Source organism: Iodobacter ciconiae, assembly GCF_003952345.1.
GTDB lineage: Bacteria > Pseudomonadota > Gammaproteobacteria > Burkholderiales > Chitinibacteraceae > Iodobacter > Iodobacter ciconiae.
Window position 1 is genome coordinate 2,180,129 of the sequence record NZ_CP034433.1, and the last position, 20,224, is coordinate 2,200,352.

At 49.3% G+C, this 20,224-nt stretch carries 10 protein-coding genes; all 10 read left to right on the forward strand.

Annotation, left to right across the window (positions count from 1 at the left end; all coding sequences use genetic code 11):
* The first annotated feature begins 258 nt into the window (after positions 1 to 258).
* Positions 259 to 1,713 carry a glucose-6-phosphate dehydrogenase gene (gene zwf, locus EJO50_RS09555; RefSeq protein ID WP_125973660.1) on the forward strand — a complete coding sequence of 485 codons (1,455 nt, stop codon included), beginning with the start codon at positions 259 to 261 and terminating at the stop codon, positions 1,711 to 1,713.
* Positions 1,714 to 1,777: 64 nt separating this feature from the next.
* Entirely contained in the window at positions 1,778 to 2,473 is a 696-nt protein-coding gene (gene pgl / locus EJO50_RS09560; RefSeq protein WP_125973662.1) for a 6-phosphogluconolactonase, read from the forward strand.
* A 164-nt stretch (positions 2,474 to 2,637) separates the two neighbouring features.
* A complete protein-coding gene (hexR, locus tag EJO50_RS09565) occupies positions 2,638 to 3,489 on the forward strand; it encodes a transcriptional regulator HexR (protein ID WP_125973664.1) in 852 nt (283 codons plus the stop codon).
* Positions 3,490 to 3,511: 22 nt separating this feature from the next.
* Positions 3,512 to 5,158: a glucose-6-phosphate isomerase gene (gene pgi, locus EJO50_RS09570; RefSeq protein WP_125973666.1), complete on the forward strand. Its 1,647-nt coding sequence runs from the start codon at positions 3,512 to 3,514 to the stop codon at positions 5,156 to 5,158.
* Positions 5,159 to 5,283: 125 nt separating this feature from the next.
* Entirely contained in the window at positions 5,284 to 7,944 is a 2,661-nt protein-coding gene (aceE, locus tag EJO50_RS09575) for a pyruvate dehydrogenase (acetyl-transferring), homodimeric type (RefSeq protein ID WP_125973668.1), read from the forward strand.
* A gap of 99 nt (positions 7,945 to 8,043) precedes the next feature.
* Positions 8,044 to 9,648 (forward strand): dihydrolipoyllysine-residue acetyltransferase, encoded by a 1,605-nt coding sequence (aceF, locus tag EJO50_RS09580; protein ID WP_125973670.1) that lies wholly within the window; start codon positions 8,044 to 8,046, stop codon positions 9,646 to 9,648.
* 207 nt (positions 9,649 to 9,855) lie between these two features.
* Entirely contained in the window at positions 9,856 to 11,649 is a 1,794-nt protein-coding gene (gene lpdA / locus EJO50_RS09585; RefSeq protein WP_125976407.1) for a dihydrolipoyl dehydrogenase, read from the forward strand.
* 239 nt (positions 11,650 to 11,888) lie between these two features.
* A complete protein-coding gene (locus tag EJO50_RS09590; RefSeq protein WP_125973672.1) occupies positions 11,889 to 15,086 on the forward strand; it encodes an EAL domain-containing protein in 3,198 nt (1,065 codons plus the stop codon).
* Between the two features lie 67 nt (positions 15,087 to 15,153).
* The gene (locus EJO50_RS09595; RefSeq protein ID WP_125973674.1) at positions 15,154 to 16,287 is read left to right on the forward strand and encodes a response regulator; all 1,134 of its coding nucleotides are present in this window, start codon (positions 15,154 to 15,156) and stop codon (positions 16,285 to 16,287) included.
* 137 nt (positions 16,288 to 16,424) lie between these two features.
* The gene (locus tag EJO50_RS09600; protein ID WP_164521479.1) at positions 16,425 to 20,201 is read left to right on the forward strand and encodes a PAS domain S-box protein; all 3,777 of its coding nucleotides are present in this window, start codon (positions 16,425 to 16,427) and stop codon (positions 20,199 to 20,201) included.
* The last annotated feature ends 23 nt before the right edge of the window (positions 20,202 to 20,224 follow it).

Here is a 20,224-nt window from a genome sequence, read left to right on the forward strand (position 1 = left end):
TCTGTAAAATTGACCGTAGTTTTACTACAAAGCACCTATAACTTCAACCGCAGCGGCCTGGAAATTTCATTTCATTGCGCTGCATCAATAGTCAACATTTACACAGGGTTACCATTCTACGCTACGTGTTAACCCCCATCATTAAGAGACCTTGGCGAATTTCGTTTGCGCCGCTATTTAGCTGTGTAGTAAGATTACAAAGTCTTACGTGCCCGCCAAGGCCCGAAAACCGACTCAAAGAATAAAGGACTCACGCGGATGACTCAGATCGACGCTTTCGACATGGTGCTGTTCGGCGGCACTGGCGACTTGGTAATGCGTAAATTATTACCAGCGCTCTATCACCAACATCAAGAAGGCAATCTGCCCCAGGAAGGACGCATCGTCTGCCTGGGCCGCAGTGTCCCAGATACTGCAGCTTACCTCAATAAAGCCCATGCTTTAGCCGTAGGCTACCTGGGCAAGCACTACAATGACGCCGACTGGGCGACATTTGCTGAGCGGATTGAATATCTGCATCTTGATTCCAATCATCCGGAAGAATTTACCAAGTTAGCCGACGCGCTAAATGCCTTTCCCAAGCGTGTTCGCGTATTTTATCTCTCGACTGCGCCTGATTTATTCGCTCCCATTTCCAAGAGTCTATCCGAAGTTGGCCTTACCGCCGGCAATGCCCGCGTAGTGCTCGAAAAACCGCTAGGGCATGATCTAGCTTCATCAAACAAAATTAACGACGAAGTTGGTGAATATTTCCAGGAACACCAAATTTATCGAATCGACCATTATCTGGGCAAAGAACCTGTTCAGAATTTGATGGCACTGCGCTTTGCCAACACTCTGCTTGAGCCGCTCTGGCGCAGAGAATGGATTCGCGACGTACAAATCACCGTTACAGAACAGGTTGGTGTTGAATCACGCGCCGATTTTTACGATAAAACCGGTGCACTGCGCGATATGGTGCAAAACCATCTGCTGCAACTGCTGACCATCGTGGCAATGGAGCCGCCTGCATCCATCGATGCAGATGCAGTGCGCGATGAGAAACTCAAGATTCTACGCGCCTTAAAGCCACTTTCAACAGAAGATGTGCACACAAAGGTTGTACGCGGCCAATACAGAGCCGGTGCGGTAGATGGCAAACCCGTAACAGGTTACCTGAACGAGCCGGATGTTCCGGCCAACTCAAAAACCGAAACCTTTGTTGCACTAAAAGCAGAAATCCAAACCTGGCGCTGGGCTGGCGTACCATTTTACCTGCGTACCGGTAAACGTCTGTCCGAACGCCTTGCCGAGATCGTCATTAATTTTCGCGAAACACCGCATTCCATTTACGGCCGTACCGCCAGCACCCCTAATCGCCTGGTGATTCAGCTGCAGCCCGCCGAATCGGTACGCCTTTATATGATGGCAAAGGAGCCGGGCAATCAAGGCCGTTTGCGTCCTGTACATCTGGATATGGATTTCAAAGAAATATTCCAGACCCGCAGCCCGGAAGCTTACGAGCGACTATTGCTAGATGTCATTCGCGGCGATCTATCCCTGTTTGTACGCCGGGACGAACAACGTGCGGCATGGCGCTGGGTTGAGCCAATTATCGACAACTGGGAAAGCAGCCCCGATGGCCCTAAGCCTTACACTGCCGGTACATGGGGCCCAGCTGCATCTTCTGCACTGCTATCACGTGACGGACTTTGCTGGCACGAAGAAGCATAACGCAAGTACTTGAATCAGGCGGGCCGGTTTTCTGGCCCGCTCTTTCATTATCATGAGGTAAAACATGTTGTCATGGCACGAATGTTCATCAAAAGACGAACTGGATCAGCAACTGGCTGATTTTATTGCTGAGCAATTAAGCACAGCCATTGCAACACGTGGTCAGGCAGGGATCGCAGTTTCTGGCGGAAGAACGCCAGCCGGTATGTTCAAAGCCTTACGGGTTAAGGAACTGGACTGGTCCAAAGTTTTCATTACACTGGCAGATGAGCGCTGGGTCGCCCCGGATCATACCGATAGCAATGAACGTCTTACCCGCGAGAACCTGCTGCAAGATAAAGCGGCCAAAGCAACATTTGTTTCCCAGGTATCAAGTGCCGCCACCGCTCATGAAGGCCAGCAAGAAATCGAGGCCCGGCTGGCAGCTCTTCCCTCTCCTCTGGATGTGCTGATTTTAGGCATGGGAGATGACGGCCATACCGCATCGCTCTTTCCCGATGCCGCCGAGCTGGAAGCCGCCTGCACCTCGGATGCACTATGCGCTGCGGTCACTCCGCCTGTGGCCCCGCATCAGCGTATTACGCTTACCCTGCCTACTCTTTCAAAAGCACGTTCAGTCATCGTGCATATCACCGGGGAGAGCAAAAAAACCCTATTACAAAACGCCCTGCTTGAGCAAAAGCCAGAAGCCGCACTCTTCCCGATTCGCCGGGTTCTGAATAAGGCAACAGCTGCCAAACACATATTCTGGGCAGCCTGATCCGGATGCTTTACTCTCTAGTCAGTACTTGTGCAAAAGTCTTCCGGCAAAGCGCGCCACCGTAAGCAAGCTGTGTAATATGGCAAGCGGGCTCGATTGCAGCCCAAGAAGTTTCGCACAAGAATTTTCCCCTCATAAAACTCGTGTTTGAGTGAGAAAAAGACATGCTCGAACGTATCAAAGCTGCACTCGATAGCCTCAGCAAATCAGAACGCAAAGTTGCCCAGCTGGTAATTGAACAGCCTAATCTGGTTGCCAATGCACCGATTGCGCAAATTGCTGACTTAGCCCTTGTTTCACAGCCCACCGTGATTCGTTTCTGTCGCTCACTCAACTGCTCAGGCCTGCAAGATTTCAAATTACGGCTCACACGCAGCCTGGTGTCCGGCGTGCCCTATGTGCACTCCATGGTGAGCCGCGATGATTCTGCTCACGATCTGGCGCGCAAATTATTCGATAATAATATTTCGCATCTGCTGCGCTGCCGCAATGAGCTCGACACCGAAGTGCTGGAACGCGCCATCACCATTTTGTCCAATGCCAAAAAGATCGAAATGTACGGGCAGGGACAATCAGGTGCAGTTGCAATAGACGCACAGAACAAGTTTTTCCGCTTGGGCGTACCCACCGTTTCATATACCGATCCGCATATGCACGGCATGAGTGCATCCATGCTCGGGCCTGGGGATGCCGTTGTTGCTATTTCAAACTCCGGCCGCACGCTGGATTTACTGCGCTCGGTAGAAATTGCCCGTGATGCGGGGGCTGATGTGATTGGAATTACCCACTCCAAATCACCATTAGCCAAGCGTTGCTCACTTTGCCTTTTTGCCGACACAATGGAAGACCCCGATCTGTACACCCCAATGATTACCCGGATCGTACATCTGGTCATTATTGACGTACTTGCCGTCGGTGTAGCACTCAGGCGCGGACCAGAACTCATAGACCAACTCGAAAAAATGAAACGCAGCCTTAAAGAAAAGCGTGTTCGAGGTCATGACAACTACAGTTGATTTTTAAGGACTTACCTACATCATGCCAAATCTTACACACACCCCAGCATGGCTTGCTTTAGAAGAGCACTTCAAAGAAATATCTGTTTTACATCTGCGTGATCTGTTTAAGGACGATCCAGAGCGGTTTGAAAAGTTTTCGCTTGAATCTGGCGGCCTGTTTTTTGATTACTCAAAAAACCGTATCACCACCCAAACCATGGAATTACTTATGGATCTGGCCCGTCAGTCCGGGCTGCCAGAGCGCATTCAGGCCATGTTTGCCGGCCAAAAAATCAACACCACCGAAAACCGTGCCGTATTGCACACAGCGCTACGTAACCTGGATAAACATCCGCTGATTGTTGATGGCGAAGATGTGATGCCCAAGGTTAATGCTGTAAAAGACAAAATCGGTATTTTCTCGGACAAAGTGCGTTCCGGCGAATGGCTGGGTTACACTGGCAAAGCGATTACCGATATTGTGAATATCGGTATTGGTGGCTCAGATCTGGGCCCGCTGATGGTGTGCCAGGCCCTGAAAGACTACGGTCACAAACGCCTGAAAATGCACTTTGTTTCAACCGTAGACGGCGATCAGGTTATATCCACGCTTGCGAAACTGAACCCTGAAACCACCCTCTTTATTATTTCATCTAAAACATTTACCACCCAGGAAACACTGACCAACGCCCGTACCTCGCGCGCATGGTTTGTAAAAACATCGGGAAGTGAAGAGCATATTGCCAAGCATTTTGTGGCTGTTTCCACCAATGCCAAAGCTGTCAGCGAATTCGGTATTGATATCGACAATATGTTTGAATTCTGGGATTGGGTAGGTGGCCGTTACAGCCTGTGGAGCGCCATTGGTTTACCTATTGCAATTTACCTTGGCAAACACAATTATCAGGATTTGCTGCATGGTGCGTACACCATGGACCAGCACTTTTGCAGTAAGCCATTAGAGCAGAATTTACCCGTAATTATGGGGATGCTCGGAGTTTGGTATGTCAATTTCTTTGGCGCCAGCACCCAGCTTATTTCTCCTTATAATCAATCGCTTTACCGATTCCCGGCATATTTGCAACAGCTGGACATGGAGTCAAACGGTAAAACAATTGATTTGAATGGCAAACGCGTGAATTATCGCACCGGTCCTGCGGTATGGGGCGACACCGGCATTAACGGCCAGCACGCCTATTACCAGTTATTGCATCAGGGCAGTCAAATGGTGCCGGTTGACTTTATTGCCACGATCGAGCACCCGGACATTCCCGAGCCACACAATACTATTTTGATGGCCAATGTCTTTGCCCAGACGGAAGCATTTTTGCGTGGAAAAAATGAAAGTGAAGTACGCGCAGAATTGGATATGCAAGGCATTACCGGTGATGCACAGGATGCCTTGGTTCCACATAAAATATTTGAGGGCAATCGCCCGACGAGCACCATCTTGATGCAGCGTTTGTCACCGCGGCGTTTAGGTACACTGATTGCCCTGTACGAGCACAAAGTATTTGTGCAGGGCACGGTCTGGAATATTAATTCCTATGACCAATGGGGTGTGGAACTTGGCAAGCAATTGGCAAAAGCCATTGAAGCCGATTTAATCACTCCGGGTTTAACCACTAACCATGATGCTTCAACCAATGGTCTGGTGAATTATTACAAGCGAAATACCCCGCGTTAAACGGGATGTATTTTTAGATGCCTATTACAATGCAGGCCTTTTAAAGCAGGCTGATCCACACAATCAGCCTGCCTCCGCATCAAAATCTGCGGAGTTATTAACCCACTCACAAGGTAGAGAGACCAATGGCAGAGCAGCTTCATGACCTCGATCCCCAAGAAACGCAAGAATGGCTGGAGTCACTCGATAGCGTCCTCGAAAAAGAAGGCGCAGAGCGCGCCCATTTTCTGGTTGAAAAACTAGTCGATCACGCCCGCCAGGATGGCGTCAATATTCCGTATACGGCAACAACAGCCTATATCAATACCATTCCTGCGCACTTGCAAGCCAAGCACCCTGGCAAGCCTAATCTGGAAGAACGCATTCTGGCTTATACCCGCTGGAATGCTGCAGCAATGGTGGTTAAAGCCAACCGTGACGAAGCAGAGCCGGGCGGGCATATTTCTTCATTCGCCTCCGCGGCCACTTTGTACGATGTGGGCTGGAATCACTTCTGGCACGCCCCTTCGGAAAACCATGGCGGCGATTTAGTTTACTTCCAGGGCCACTCTGCGCCGGGCGTTTACTCGCGCGCCTTCCTTGAAGGCCGTATTACTGAAGATCAACTGAATAAATTCCGTCGTGAAGTTGAAGGAGGCGGTTTATCGTCTTACCCGCACCCATGGCTGATGCCTGATTTCTGGCAATTCCCGACGGTATCGATGGGTCTTGGCCCGCTGATGGCGATTTACCAGGCCCGCTTTATGAAGTACCTGGACGATCGCGGCTTTAAACAAAAAGGCGATCGTAAAGTCTGGTGCTTTTGCGGCGATGGCGAAATGGACGAGCCAGAATCCTTAGGCGCTATTTCCCTGGCAGGACGCGAAAAACTCGACAACCTGATCTTTGTGATTAACTGCAACTTGCAGCGCCTTGACGGCCCGGTACGTGGTAACGGCAAAATCATTCAAGAGCTGGAAGGCGATTTCCGTGGCTCAGGCTGGAATGTCATTAAGGTAGTCTGGGGCACAGGCTGGGATGCCATCCTTGCTCAGGACAAAAAAGGCCTGTTGCAAAAACGTATGATGGAAGTGGTCGATGGTGAATACCAGACTTACAAATCCAAAAACGGCGCTTATGTACGCGAACACTTCTTCGGTGCTTACCCGGAATTGCTCGATTTAGTTGCATCCATGTCTGATGACGATATCTGGCGTCTGACACGCGGTGGTAACGACCTTTATAAAGTGTACGCAGCCTATAAAGCGGCCTCGGAGCACAAAGATCAGCCTACCCTGTTGCTGGTTAAAACAGTAAAAGGCTTCGGCGTTGGTGCTGCGGGCGAATCGCAAAATATTGCGCACAACACCAAAAAACTGTCTGACAGCGATCTGATTCATTTGCGTGATCGCTTTAATATCCCGCTGACTGATGAAGAAGCCATTGCTTGCAAATTCTATCGTCCAGCTGACGATAGCCAAGAGCTCAAGCATATGCACGAGCGTCGTGCCTCGCTGGGCGGCTTTGTGCCATCCAGAAAACCCGTCGACGAGCCGCTGGAAGTACCGGGCCTAGACGCGCTGCAAAGCTTGTTGGGCGACTCCGGTGAGCGTGAAATGTCCACCACCATGGCCTTTGTTCGTATCCTGAACACCCTGGTGAAAGACAAAAAAATCGGTAACCGCATCGTGCCTATCGTGCCGGATGAATCCCGCACCTTCGGTATGGAAGGCATGTTCCGCCAGCTGGGGATCTGGTCGCATGTGGGCCAGCTGTACGAGCCACAAGATGCTGATCAGCTGATGTTCTACAAGGAATCCAAAACCGGTCAGGTATTGCAGGAAGGGATTAACGAAGCCGGTGCGATGAGCGACTGGATTGCTGCGGCAACCTCCTACGCCAACCACGGCGTCACCATGATTCCGTTCTACATCTACTACTCGATGTTTGGTTTCCAGCGTATCGGCGACTTAGCATGGGCAGCGGGCGATTTACGCGCTCGCGGCTTCTTGGTCGGTGGTACGGCTGGCCGCACCACGCTGAACGGCGAAGGCTTGCAGCATCAGGATGGTCACGGCCATCTGTTTGCCGAATTTATCCCGAACTGCGTGTCCTACGATCCGACCTTCGCTTACGAGCTGGCCGTGATTGTGCAAGACGGTATGCGCCGCATGTATCAAAACCAGGAAAACATTTATTACTACCTGTCAGTAATGAATGAAAACTACAGCCACCCTGCTATGCCAGAAGGCTCGGCAGCTGGCATCCTGCGCGGCATGTATATGTTCCAGGAAGGCGCAAAAGACGCTGCACTGAAAGTGCAGCTGATGGGTTCGGGCACGATCTTTCGCGAAGTAATCGCTGCGGCAGAGCTGCTGAAAGCCGATTTCGGCGTGGATGCGGATATCTGGTCTTGCCCAAGCTTTAACGAACTGCGCCGAGATGGTATGGCCGTTGAGCGCCACAATATGCTCAACCCGCTGGCAACGCAGCAAGTACCTTATGTAACTGAATGCCTGACTGGCCGTACTGGGCCTGTGATTGCCGCAACTGACTACAAGCGCGCATTTGCAGATCAAGTACGTGAATACGTTCCTGCCAAGTATGTTGTGCTGGGTTGCGACGGCTATGGCCGCTCCGATTCACGCAAAGCATTGCGCAGCTTCTTTGAAGTGGATCGCCACCACGTTGCCGTTGCTGCACTGAAAGCACTGGCTGACGAGGGCAAAATTCCTGCTGCAAAAGTAGCACAGGCCCTTGAAAAGTATGGCATCGCAGCAGGCAGACCAGCGCCTTGGACAGTGTAAAGCAGTGAGACTGAGTCTTAAGCAACACGCTTAAAGACAATGGAGGAGGGATTTATCCCTTCTCCCCTCTCACTCCATACCCTCACAGGATTCGTATATATGAGCACATTGATTGAAGTAAAAATCCCCGACATCGGCGGCCACGAGGGCGTTGAAGTGATCGAGGTTTTTGTAAAAGCTGGCGACACCATTGAAGTAGAGCAATCGCTCATTACATTAGAAACCGACAAAGCGACGATGGAAGTGCCATCGACCCACGCCGGTGTAGTTAAAGAAATGAAGATCAAGATCGGCGATAAAGCCTCGGAGGGCAGCGTGGTATTGCTGCTGGAAGCCGCGGCTACGGCCGGCGCAGCTGCGCCTGCTGCAGCACCTGTTTCAGCTGCAGCGCCTGCTCCTGCAGCAGCGCCTGCCGTTGCCAGCAGCATCGAAGTGCGCGTACCGGACATCGGTGGCCACGATGCTGTTGACGTGATTGAAGTCTTTGTAAAAGCGGGTGATGTGGTTGAAAAAGAACAATCCCTGATCACCCTGGAAACAGACAAAGCCTCGATGGAAGTGCCATCACCGGAAGCGGGCGTAGTAGAAAGCATCTCCCTGAAAGTCGGGGACAAAATCAGCGAAGGCGGCTTGATCCTGGTACTGAAAGGCACCGCCTCAGCAGCGGTACCAGCCGCCGCAGTGGCAGCAGCCCCTGCAGCGGTTGCCGCGCCTGCAGCCGCCGCTGTAATCGCAGCTCCCGCGGCAGTTGCAGCGCCCGCAGCTCGCCCTGTTGACGAAGCCAGCTTCAAAAAATCCCACGCATCGCCATCTATTCGCAGCTTTGCCCGCGAATTAGGCGTCGATCTGGGCCGCATTGCCGGCACAGGTCCTAAGGGCCGTATTTTGCATGGCGACGTGCAGGCTTATGTAAAATCAATCATGAGCAGCCAGTCAGCAGCACCCAGTGCCGCCCTTGGTACAGGCTCTGGCCTTGATCTTCTGCCTTGGCCAAAAGTTGATTTCGCCAAATTTGGCCCGATCGAAACCAAGCCATTAACCCGCATCCAGAAGCTCTCCGGCGCGAATCTGCACCGCAACTGGGTGGTGATTCCGCATGTAACGTTTAACGACGAATGCGATATCACCGAGCTGGAAGAATTCCGCAAATCTATCGGTAAAGAGTGGGAAAAGAGCGGCATGAAGCTCTCGCCGCTGGCCTTTATTATTAAAGCCGCAGCTGAAGCGCTGAAAGCCTTCCCAACCGTTAACGCCAGCCTCGATGGCGACAATCTGGTCTTAAAACAGTATTACAACATCGGCTTTGCAGCTGACACGCCAAATGGCTTGGTTGTACCTGTCATCAAGAATGTTGATCAAAAAGGCTTAAAACAAATCGCCCAAGAGCTGACCGACCTTTCCGCCTTAGCGCGTGAGGGCAAACTCAAGCCGACCGATATGCAAGGCGCAACCTTTACTATTTCCAGCCTTGGCGGCATTGGCGGTACCAGCTTCACACCGATCGTCAACGCACCTGAAGTGGCGATTCTTGGCGTGTGCAAATCCCAAATCAAGCCAATCTGGAATGGCAAAGAATTTGAGCCACGCCTGATGTGCCCATTGTCGCTATCCTTCGATCACCGCGTGATCGACGGCGCAATGGCCGGCCGCTTCACCGTGCAACTGGGCAAGCTGCTAAGCGACATCCGCCGTTTGGTGTTGTAAGCGTCAGCTAAAAATTTAATACTAAAACCCAAATCTTAAAACACGAAGTTAAGGAGAACACGGAGCAACACGGAGAAAACCCTCAGTCTTTTTTGTCTCCGTGAAACTCCGTGTTCTCCGTGGTTCAAGGTCTGGGTTTTCAATCCTTTTGTAGGGAGTGAACCAGAGCATGGTGCACTCCCTACCATTGACCAAATGGAATGAATGATGAGTAATCTGATTGAAATTAAAGTCCCCGATATCGGCGGCCATGACAATGTGGATATCATCGAAGTCTTCGTGAAAGCCGGCGACACGGTAGCCGTTGAAGAATCCCTGATTGCTCTGGAAACCGATAAAGCCACGATGGAAGTGCCTTCCACCCACGCCGGTGTAATTAAAGAAGTTAAAGTTGCCGTGGGCGACAAAGTATCCGAAGGCAGCCTGCTGGTAGTGATGGAAGTTGCCACAACTGCAGCAGCATCTGCCCCGGCTGCAGCACCAAGCCCGGCACCTGCAGCACCACAAACCACACCTGTAGCAGCCAGCCATAGCACCGCTGCCGGCCCGATCTATAGCGGCACTGCCGACTATGAATGCGAAATGGTGGTGCTCGGTGGTGGCCCCGGTGGTTACTCCGCCGCGTTCCGCTCGGCAGACCTTGGTATGAAAACCATCGTGGTTGAGCGTTTTTCCAAGCTTGGCGGTGTGTGTTTGAATGTGGGTTGTATTCCGTCAAAGGCACTGCTGCACAATGCCGCAGTGATCGACGAAGTAAAACACCTAGCGGCCAACGGGATTAAATTTGGCGAGCCAGAAGTCGATATCGACGCGCTGCGTGACTTTAAAGAAAAAGTCATTGGCAAGCTCACAGGTGGTCTGGCCGGTATGGCCAAAGCGCGTAAAGTGGAATTTGTACGTGGTATTGGCCGCTTTATTGACCCGCACCATCTGGAAGTGCAAATCACGTCAGGTGAAGGCAAAGAAGTCACTGGGGCCACAAAAATCATCAAGTTCCAGAAAGCAATTATTGCTGCTGGCTCTTCAGTATTTAAGCTGCCTTTTGTACCGAACGATCCGCGCGTAGTGGATTCAACCGGCGCACTGGAGCTCAAATCCGTACCCAAACGCATGCTGATTTTAGGCGGCGGGATTATTGGTCTGGAAATGGGTACGGTTTACTCCACACTGGGCGCACGCCTTGATGTAGTAGAAATGCTCGATGGCCTGATGCAGGGCGCGGATCGCGATCTGGTTAAAGTATGGGAAAAATGGAATGCCCACCGCTTTGACAACATCATGCTCAAGACCAAAACCGTAGCGCTAGAAGCGAAAGAAGACGGTATCTGGGCAACGTTTGAAGGCGACAACGCCCCTGCAGAGCCTCAATGCTACGACCTCGTGCTGCATGCAACAGGCCGTGTGCCTAACGGCGGCAAAGTGGGCGCAGAAAACGCCGGCGTAGTTGTGACTGATCGAGGCTTTATCCCTGTTGATAAGCAAATGCGCACCAATGTGCCGCATATTTTTGCGATTGGCGATCTGGTTGGCCAGCCGATGCTGGCGCACAAAGCCGTGCACGAAGCGCACGTTGCGGCCGAAAACGCAGCGGACCACAAAGCCTTTTTTGATGCCCGCGTGATTCCGGGTGTGGCCTATACCGATCCGGAAGTCGCCTGGGTGGGGGTAACCGAAGATGAGGCCAGGAAAAATGGTATCAACTACGGCAAAGGCGTATTCCCATGGGCGGCATCGGGCCGTGCCATTGCCAATGGCCGCGACGAAGGCTTTACCAAATTGATCTTTGATCAGGACACCAAGCAAATCATCGGCGGCGCAATTGTTGGCCCGCACGCTGGCGATATGATCGGTGAAATCTGCCTTGCCATCGAAATGGGTTGCGATGCCGTAGATATCGGCAAAACCATCCACCCTCACCCGACCATGGGCGAATCGATTGGTATGGCAGCCGAAGCATTCAAAGGTGTATGTACAGATCTGCCACCACAGAAAAAAAAGTAACTGTTACAGCTTAAAAACCCGGCTTGGTTGCCGGGTTTTTTTACGCCCGTACAAACTCCATTTAAAACAAAAGCACTTAATTTCTGCCAAATACTTACATAAATAATACATTTTTTGTTACAAAAATTTCTTAAAACATACCGTTACTACGGAATTAAATTACAAGTAGCTTGAAGCTTTTCAAGACTAACCTAAGCTATTAAAAGGAAATAACAAAACCACTCAGGAGGTGCCCTCAAATGCCTGCAGTATTTCATGACACAGCCCAGCTGCAATTGATTGATCAGATCCCCTGCGGCATTTATCTCTGTCATTCAAGCGGGCAATGCCGTTATACAAACTCGGCCTTACAAACCATGCTGGGCCTCTCTGCTGAAGACTGCGCTGGCGATGGGTGGCTTAAAAACCTGCACCCGGATGACCGTGAGCGGGTACACGGGCAATGGCTACAGGCAATGGCTACTCAAACTGATTTTGAACTTTCCTTTCGTATTTTGCGAGCCGATCAGCAGATATGCTATTTACGCACAAAAGCCCGCCCGCTCCCAGATGCCCATGGCCAGATCAGCGGCTATATCGGCAGCATGGAAGAGCTTACCTTTAATCACATCCCCCCGCTGCACTACCACACCCCGATCAAAGCGGCCTCCATTTCCAATGCAATTTTCGATAAGCAAGGCAAACTCATTTACCTTAACCCGGCATTTAGCAGCTGCTTTGGTTATCAACTTACCGATATACCTCTGTTAAATGACTGGTGGAGCCTGGCTCTGCCCGTGCCAGAATACCGGCAGTGGGTATTTAATCAAGGCCTGTACCATGATCCGCTCAGCTCTGACAACATCTTCCCGGCTTTAGAGACACATATTTGCTGTAAAGATGGGAGCTACAAAACGGTTAAAGTCAGCCAGAGTCCGCTGCCATTTGTGCTTGATCAGGCACTGCTCATCACCCTTATTGATCTGGGCGGATCTGAGCAGCAGCAATCGCAAGAAAACCCGGCCAGCTGGCTGCAGCTGGCTGGCATGATCGATTCGGCAACAGACGCCAATCAGGCTAAAAATGCATTTCTTAGCCTGATGGGGCATGAAATCCGCACGCCGCTCAATAGCATATTGGGCATGGCGTATCTGGCCCAGCTCACCCCTCTGGATGCAAAACAAAGTGATTATCTGAACAAAATCACGCTCTCGGCCGGCCATCTGCTCGATCTGATGAATGACATTCTCGATTCTTCAAAAATTGAGGCCGGCAAACTGCAAATCAGTATGGTTCGGCCTGCAGAAGAGAAATTAACCGTTAGCAGCCAGCCGGGCAGAGAAAGCGAGTTTAAATTCAGCCAGCACCCCGTCATTAATACGCAAGCCCCCTCTTCCAACCATCATCGCCACAGCACGAGTGATCATTGTCTGGTAGGAAAACACATTTTGCTGGCAGACGATCACCCGTTTAACCAGCAAATTGCAGCCGAATTATTACAAATAGCCGGAGCAGAAGTTACCACCGCCAACAATGGGCTTGAAGCGCTGCAATTAACAAAAAAATACCATTTCGACGCCATTTTGATGGATATGCAAATGCCACAAATGGATGGTATCTCTGCCTGCATCGCAATCCGGAAAACACCGGCTTTCGAATCCCTCCCTATTATCGCCATAACAGCCAATGTTTCACGCGAGCACCACCAAAGCTGCCTTGATGCAGGGATGAACGACTTTATCGGCAAACCGATAGACGCAGAAAAACTCTACCAGACGCTGGCCTACTGGCTAGGGCCGGAAGCACTCATGCCTTCACAAACCCAACCCCTTCCACAGCAAGAAAAGTCCCCTGCTTCTATAAGTGAGCAATCGGCCCCGCTCATCAATCTGGCAGAGCTTCACAATATGCTGGGAGAAGATCCCGCACGCCAGCGAAAATACTGTACAAAATTTGTTCATTCTTTTAAGGAAGGACTAAGCAATATTCAACAAGCCCATAAAAAACAAAATCAGACGGGGCCACAATGCCATCGTCTAAAGTCAATCGCCCGCACAGTTGGTGCAATACAGCTGGGCAGGCAACTTTCCATAATGGAAAAACTGGACCCGAACATACCACCGGAGCAGCAATTAGAGCACATCGAGCTACTGCAGCAGTTATTTCGGCAAAGCTGCGAATCCTTGCAGCAAAAAGGTCTGCTTGATATGCAAACCACCCCCTGTTCCACGCCCTTTCACATGCCGGAGAAAAGCACGCTCTGCATTTTACTGGTCGACGATGATGACTTTATGCTGGAAATCATTCAGCAACATTTAAATGATCTAGGAATCAGCCAGGTCCTTTTGTTTCCCAAGGCAAAAGATGCACTTGCAAGACTTGCCCGGCAGCCCCAGCCCGACTGGATCTTCTGCGATTTACAAATGCCCGATATGGATGGTGTTACTTTTCTGCGCCAGCTAGGCTTACTGCAATACGAAGGCTATATCGCCATCCTTTCTGCCATGGACGAGCAGGTATTAAAAGCGGCAAAACGACTGGCCCACTCTTTTCACCTAAAGCTGGGTGGCACCCTCACCAAACCGGTAAAAAAAGAAGAGCTGGCGCAAATATTATTGCTTCACCCCGCTCATGTCAGCCAGGATCAGAAGAAAGGAAATCACCTCCCCCAGCTGGAGCTGCAGGAAGAAGAAATACGCAAAGGCCTTGCAGAGGGAGAAGTCGAGCTCTATTACCAGCCTAAAGTGAGTACCGGCCAGCGCAAAGTAATAGGAGCCGAAAGCCTGGCCCGCTGGCGTCACCCACAGCGCGGATTACTTGGCCCACACTTATTTGTTCCCGCCATTGAGACTCTGGGCCTCATTGATGATCTCACTCTCTGTGTACTCAAACTAGCCAGCCGCCAGTTACGAATATGGCTTGATCAGGGCGAGCATATCAAGCTGTCAATCAATGTGTCGATGGGCAATCTGCACCGACTGGAGCTGCCGGAATTGTTTCAGGATGTGCTGCGCGAAAATAATATCACCCCTGATCTTATTACGCTGGAAATCACCGAAACCCAGCTTACTCATGATTATGTGCTTAGCCTGGATATCCTTACCCGCCTAAGAATTATGGGCTTTAGCCTTTCTGTGGACGACTTCGGCACGGGTTTTTCAACCATGGAGCACCTGATTCAAATTCCGTTTACCGAATTAAAAATTGATAAAGCCTTTGTCAGCGGCGCAACCCAAGATGCTTCCGCCCGGACCATTTTGGAGCATAGCGCAGATTTAGGCCGGAAGTTTTCACTTAATTTGGTCGCCGAAGGGGTAGAAACACAGGCCGACTGGGATTTAGTTTCAAACATTGGTTGCCACGAAGTGCAGGGCTACCTGATCGGTCATCCTATGCCTGCTGATGAGTTTATGCTCTGGAAAAAAAGGTGGGAAAGCGATCTGCCCGGCTCTGAATAAGCAGCACGGATCACTCAGATTTTTGCCATATCCAATTTAAAACACTCATCCCTAAGGACCCCGTATTATGAATGACAAGCCATTGGTGCTCATCGTCGACGATGATCTTTTTATGCTTGATTTTATCTTTGATGCCTTAAGCGAAACCTGCAATGTAATTACCGCAGAAAACGGCAAAACTGCTTTACAACTTGTACAGCAGCAACGCCCAAAACTGGTGCTCGCTGATGTAAAAATGCCGGAAATGGACGGCTATGAATTATGCCGCCAAATTAAAAATGACTTCGATATTAGCGATACACCGGTCCTTTTTCTATCGGCGCTAGATGGAATCGAAGACCGGCTGCAAGGCTTTGATGTAGGTGGTGAAGATTTCGTACTCAAACCCACCAACCCCAAGGTACTGCAAGCCAAAGTAGCTCATGTGCTGCAGCTGATTGAAGAGCGCCAGCAATTAAAATCCCAGGCTCAATATGCCACCAACACCGCCATGCTGGCGATGGTGAGCATGAGTGAAACAAGTTTACTGATTGAGGGAATTAAACGTTTTAATAATTGCAGTGTGCCACTTGATTTAGCCCAGGCCCTCATCAGTGCAATTACCTTGTTTGAAGTAGATAGCGTAGTAGAGCTGATTCTGTCTGAAGGCAGCTCTATCGCCATCAATGCCCGCGGGCCGGCCAGCGCGCTTGAAACCTCCATCATGCACCATATGTCGACCATGGACCGGATCACCCAGTTTAAAAGCCGGATGGCCATTACCTACCCGCATATCCGGGTTTTGATCAGCAATATGCCCGAACATGATGATGATCGTTGCGGCCGTTTACGCGATAACCTGGCCATTTTGATCGAATCAACCGAATACCGGCTGGAAGCGCTCAATATTATGATGAAAACCAGGGAGCGCGATATTACCATTGCCGCCACCATTAAATCGCTCACACAGGCACTTAGCCAAATTGATCAGAAACAAAGAGAAGGCCGCACCTCCATTGCCATTATCCTAAACAACATCACCTCCCGTATCGAGGCCGCCCTGGTCGGGCTGCAGCTCACCGAACGCCAGGAAAGCTCGCTCGTCAATATTGTCTGCCACGGGCTGGAAGAGGTATCAAACACCATCATTGCCGATGCCGATTTTCAGGATCAGCTCAGTAATGCAATCAAAGCGCTCCAAAATACCATCAACAACGCTTAAGTAACGAATTCGTACCGCTTGCAAACGACAATTCACATGATGTGCACCGTACAGAGCACACTTACTTAAAGTTGATATCAAATATGATCTTAAACTGGAGGCCACTGCACTCACTGCAAAGTAGGGTCACCTTGCTGATGCTGCTGCTCTTTGTTGTCACAATTTTGCTGCTGACATTTTATGCCAAGCGCATTTTTCAAAAAGAAATGCAGCATCTGGTCAGCAATCAGCAACTATCCAGTGCCAATATTATTGCTAATGATATTGACCATCATTTAAAGGAAGGCATAAATGCACTTAACCACTTTACAATCAAAGTAACACCACAATCCTTAAAAACCCCGCAAGCGCTCCAAATTGAGCTTGAAAACCAGAGTGTGCTGCAAGAATTGTTCAACACAGGCTGCTACCTCAGTATCCCGGCAAACAAACTGCCTATCCCCTCCTTATCGCTTGCCAGGCGGCCAATCACTTATACCCTGTATCAGTCATCCGTCACGCAGGCCATGAGACAGGGAATCAGCACGGTTTCCCTTCCGCAAACAGACAACTTGCAACAGGCTCCCATCTTTGTCATCACCGTTCCGGTCAGAAACGATTACGGGCAGGTTATCGCCACCTTATCCGGGGTCATTAATCTGCACAAACCGAACTTTATTGATGAAAAAATTAAAAATCACAATGGAAAAACCGGTAGCTATGCCTTAATCGCCCCGAAGCAGCGCTTAATTATCGCGGCTTCAGACAAAAACCTCACCATGAAGCCATCGTTTTCCATCAGTGCAAGTCACATCCTTGAGCTGTTTATGCAAGGTGAAGAGCAATCAGGTACTTTTATCAACGCCCTACATACCGAAGTACTTGTTTCTGTCAAAAAAGTCGCGGTTACCGGCTGGTATGTTGCCGCCACCTTGCCCACTGTCGAAGCATTCTTCCCCGTAAAACAAGCCGTGGAACATATTCTGCTCGTCACCCTGAGTATGACACTGCTCGCTTCCCTATTAATTGCATGGATCTTAAAACAGCAACTGTCTCCTTTGCATACTGCGGTTCAGCGCCTTAATAGCATGGCAGTCAGTGACGCCTCCCCCTGCCCGCTTCCCATTACCAGAAATGATGAAATTGGCCAGCTACTCAACAGTTTTAACCTTCTGCTGGCCGCTCTGGGTAAACGGGAAGATGCGCTAAAACAAAGCGAATCATTTATCCGGGCCATTACCGAAAATATTCCAAGTATGCTGGCCTACTGGACCCCAGATTTGCATTGTGCTTTTGCCAATAAAGCCTATTGCGAGTGGTTTGATCATAGCGCAGCCCAAATCAACGATATCGCTATGCAGGATTTACTCGGCCCTGAGCTGTTTCAAACCATCCAGCATTACGTTCATGGCGCCTTGGCAGGTAAAGAGCAGCACTATGAGCGCACTTTACTAAAACCCGATGGCAAAACAATCTACCTGTTAGCTCAATATATTCCCCATCTGCAAGCGGGCGAGATTCAAGGTTTTTTTGTCCTGCTTACAGATATCACTACAATTAAGCAAGGGCAAGAGCAGCTAAGATTAAGCGATGCAGCCCTGAAAGCCATCTCACAGGGAGTACTCATTGCCGATGCCAATCGCAATATTATTTCCACCAATCAGCCCTTACTTGCCATTACAGGCTTTAGTGCGGAGGATTTTATTGGGCGTAATTGCAATTTTCTACAAGGCCCGCTCTCCAGCCCTGAAACCATCATCGCAATTCGTCATGCCCTTGACTCCGGAAAAGAATTTAATGGAGAAATAATTAACTACCATAAAAATGGGAAACCATTCTGGAATGACCTTAGCATTTCACCAGTATTTAACAAATATGGAAAAATAAGTAACTATATCGGAATTACCCGCGATATAACTGAAAGAAAAAACTCGGAAGCAGAACGATTAAACAAACAGGCACAGCTCGTCGGCATGATTAATACAGCAATGGATGCCATCGTAAGCACAGATGCTCAATTTAATATCATCTTATTTAATCCCGCAGCAGAGAAATTATTTGGCTACTCGGCAGAAAATATCCTGGGGCTGCCCATTGAATGTTTGCTGCCAATAGATCTTGCAATTGCACACCGGGAAGAAATGCTGCAATTTGCTAAAAAAAAGGAAACCCCGCGGCAAATGCGCGGCCGCTCGGTACGGCCGGTATTGGCCAAACATAAAGAAGGGCACGAGTTTCCTGCCGAAATTGCGATTTCTTATTTGGAAAACAATGGACAACCCATTTTCACTGCAATGATACGGGATCTTACCGAGCGTAAATTACTTGATGATGCGTTAATGCAATTTGCAGCCACCCTGGAGCTGCGCGTTATTGAACGAACACAGGAATTAGAAGCCGCCAAGCTGCAGGCTGAAAATGCCAATCAGGCCAAAAGTGCATTTCTAGCCAATATGAGCCATGAAATTCGTACTCCGCTTAACAGCGTACTGGGCATGACTCACCTGGCACAGCTTACCGAATTAAACCCGAAACAACGTGATTATCTGCATAAAATCACTTTATCAGGAACACTGCTGCTCGATTTAATTAATGATATTCTTGATTTTTCAAAAATAGAAGCCGGTAAACTTGATTTAAATACTGTAGATTTTAATTTATCCGAACTTATTCAACATGTTACCGAGCTCATTCAGCATAAAGCCCTGGAAAAAAGCCTGAGCCTGAATATACGGATCGATAAGCAAGTCCCCATTGCCTTACATGGTGATGATTTGCGCATTAAACAGGTACTGCTTAATTTACTCAGTAATGCAATTAAATTTACCGAGCAAGGCTCAATCACACTGGCTGTACTCCAATATAGCAGCGATTACACCCTGCAATTTAGCATTAGTGATACAGGTATTGGCATCAGCCCCGAGGCGCAAGAATCACTGTTTCAATCTTTTCAACAGGCAGATAATTCCATTACCCGTAAATATGGTGGCAGCGGATTAGGCCTGGCAATTAGCCGTCAGTTAGTACAGCTCATGGGTGGAGAATTATCCATGAAAAGTGAATTAGGCCAGGGTAGCGAATTTACTTTTCATATTACCCTGGCACAGGCAGAAACAGATCCATCGCTGCTGATTATGCCATATGAGAATAAAAATAATGAGCTATTTTTCAAAGATAAGCTTATTTTACTGGCTGATGATCATAGTTTTAACCAGCAAATTGGTAGCGAGTTATTAGAAATAAAAGGTGCAAAAGTTATCCTTGCCAATAATGGTCTGGAAGTCATTCAGTTAGCCAGCCAGTATAAATTTGATGCCATTTTGATGGATGTGCAAATGCCAGAAATGGATGGCATTACAGCCAGTCAAACTTTAAGAAAAAATCCGGAGTTCGACCATATTCCAATTATTGCTATGACAGCTAATATCTCGTCCGATTATCGTCAGCGCTGTGCCGAGGCGGGAATGAGTCAATTTATTGGCAAGCCTGTACAGGCAGAAAAACTTTATCTGACGCTTATGATTTGTTTTAGAAAACAGGGCGATATTGAAAGCTCCACTTTTTTAGACACTAAGCCGATAATATCGCCCGATTCCGGCCAATGGATCAATACCCAGGAATTGCAAAACATGCTGGGAGATGATTTAGAACGCCAGCGAAAATACTGCACACGCTTTGCCAAGGCAATACAAGAAGGGCTAACAACGATTGACCAGGCATTAAATAGTAATAATGCAGAACTAATTAAACTGGAATGCCATCGCCTTAAAGCTATTGCCCACACCGTAGGGGCAATGTCACTTGGCGCCCAGCTCGCCAAAATGGAAAAAAACGAGTACAGCCCGAAAGAAATAAATGATGAGATAGCACAATTAAAATTACTATTTAAACAAAGCTGCAGCGAGCTAAACAGCATGAATTTACTCGATATTTAACCCCAATTACCACCAATACGGTT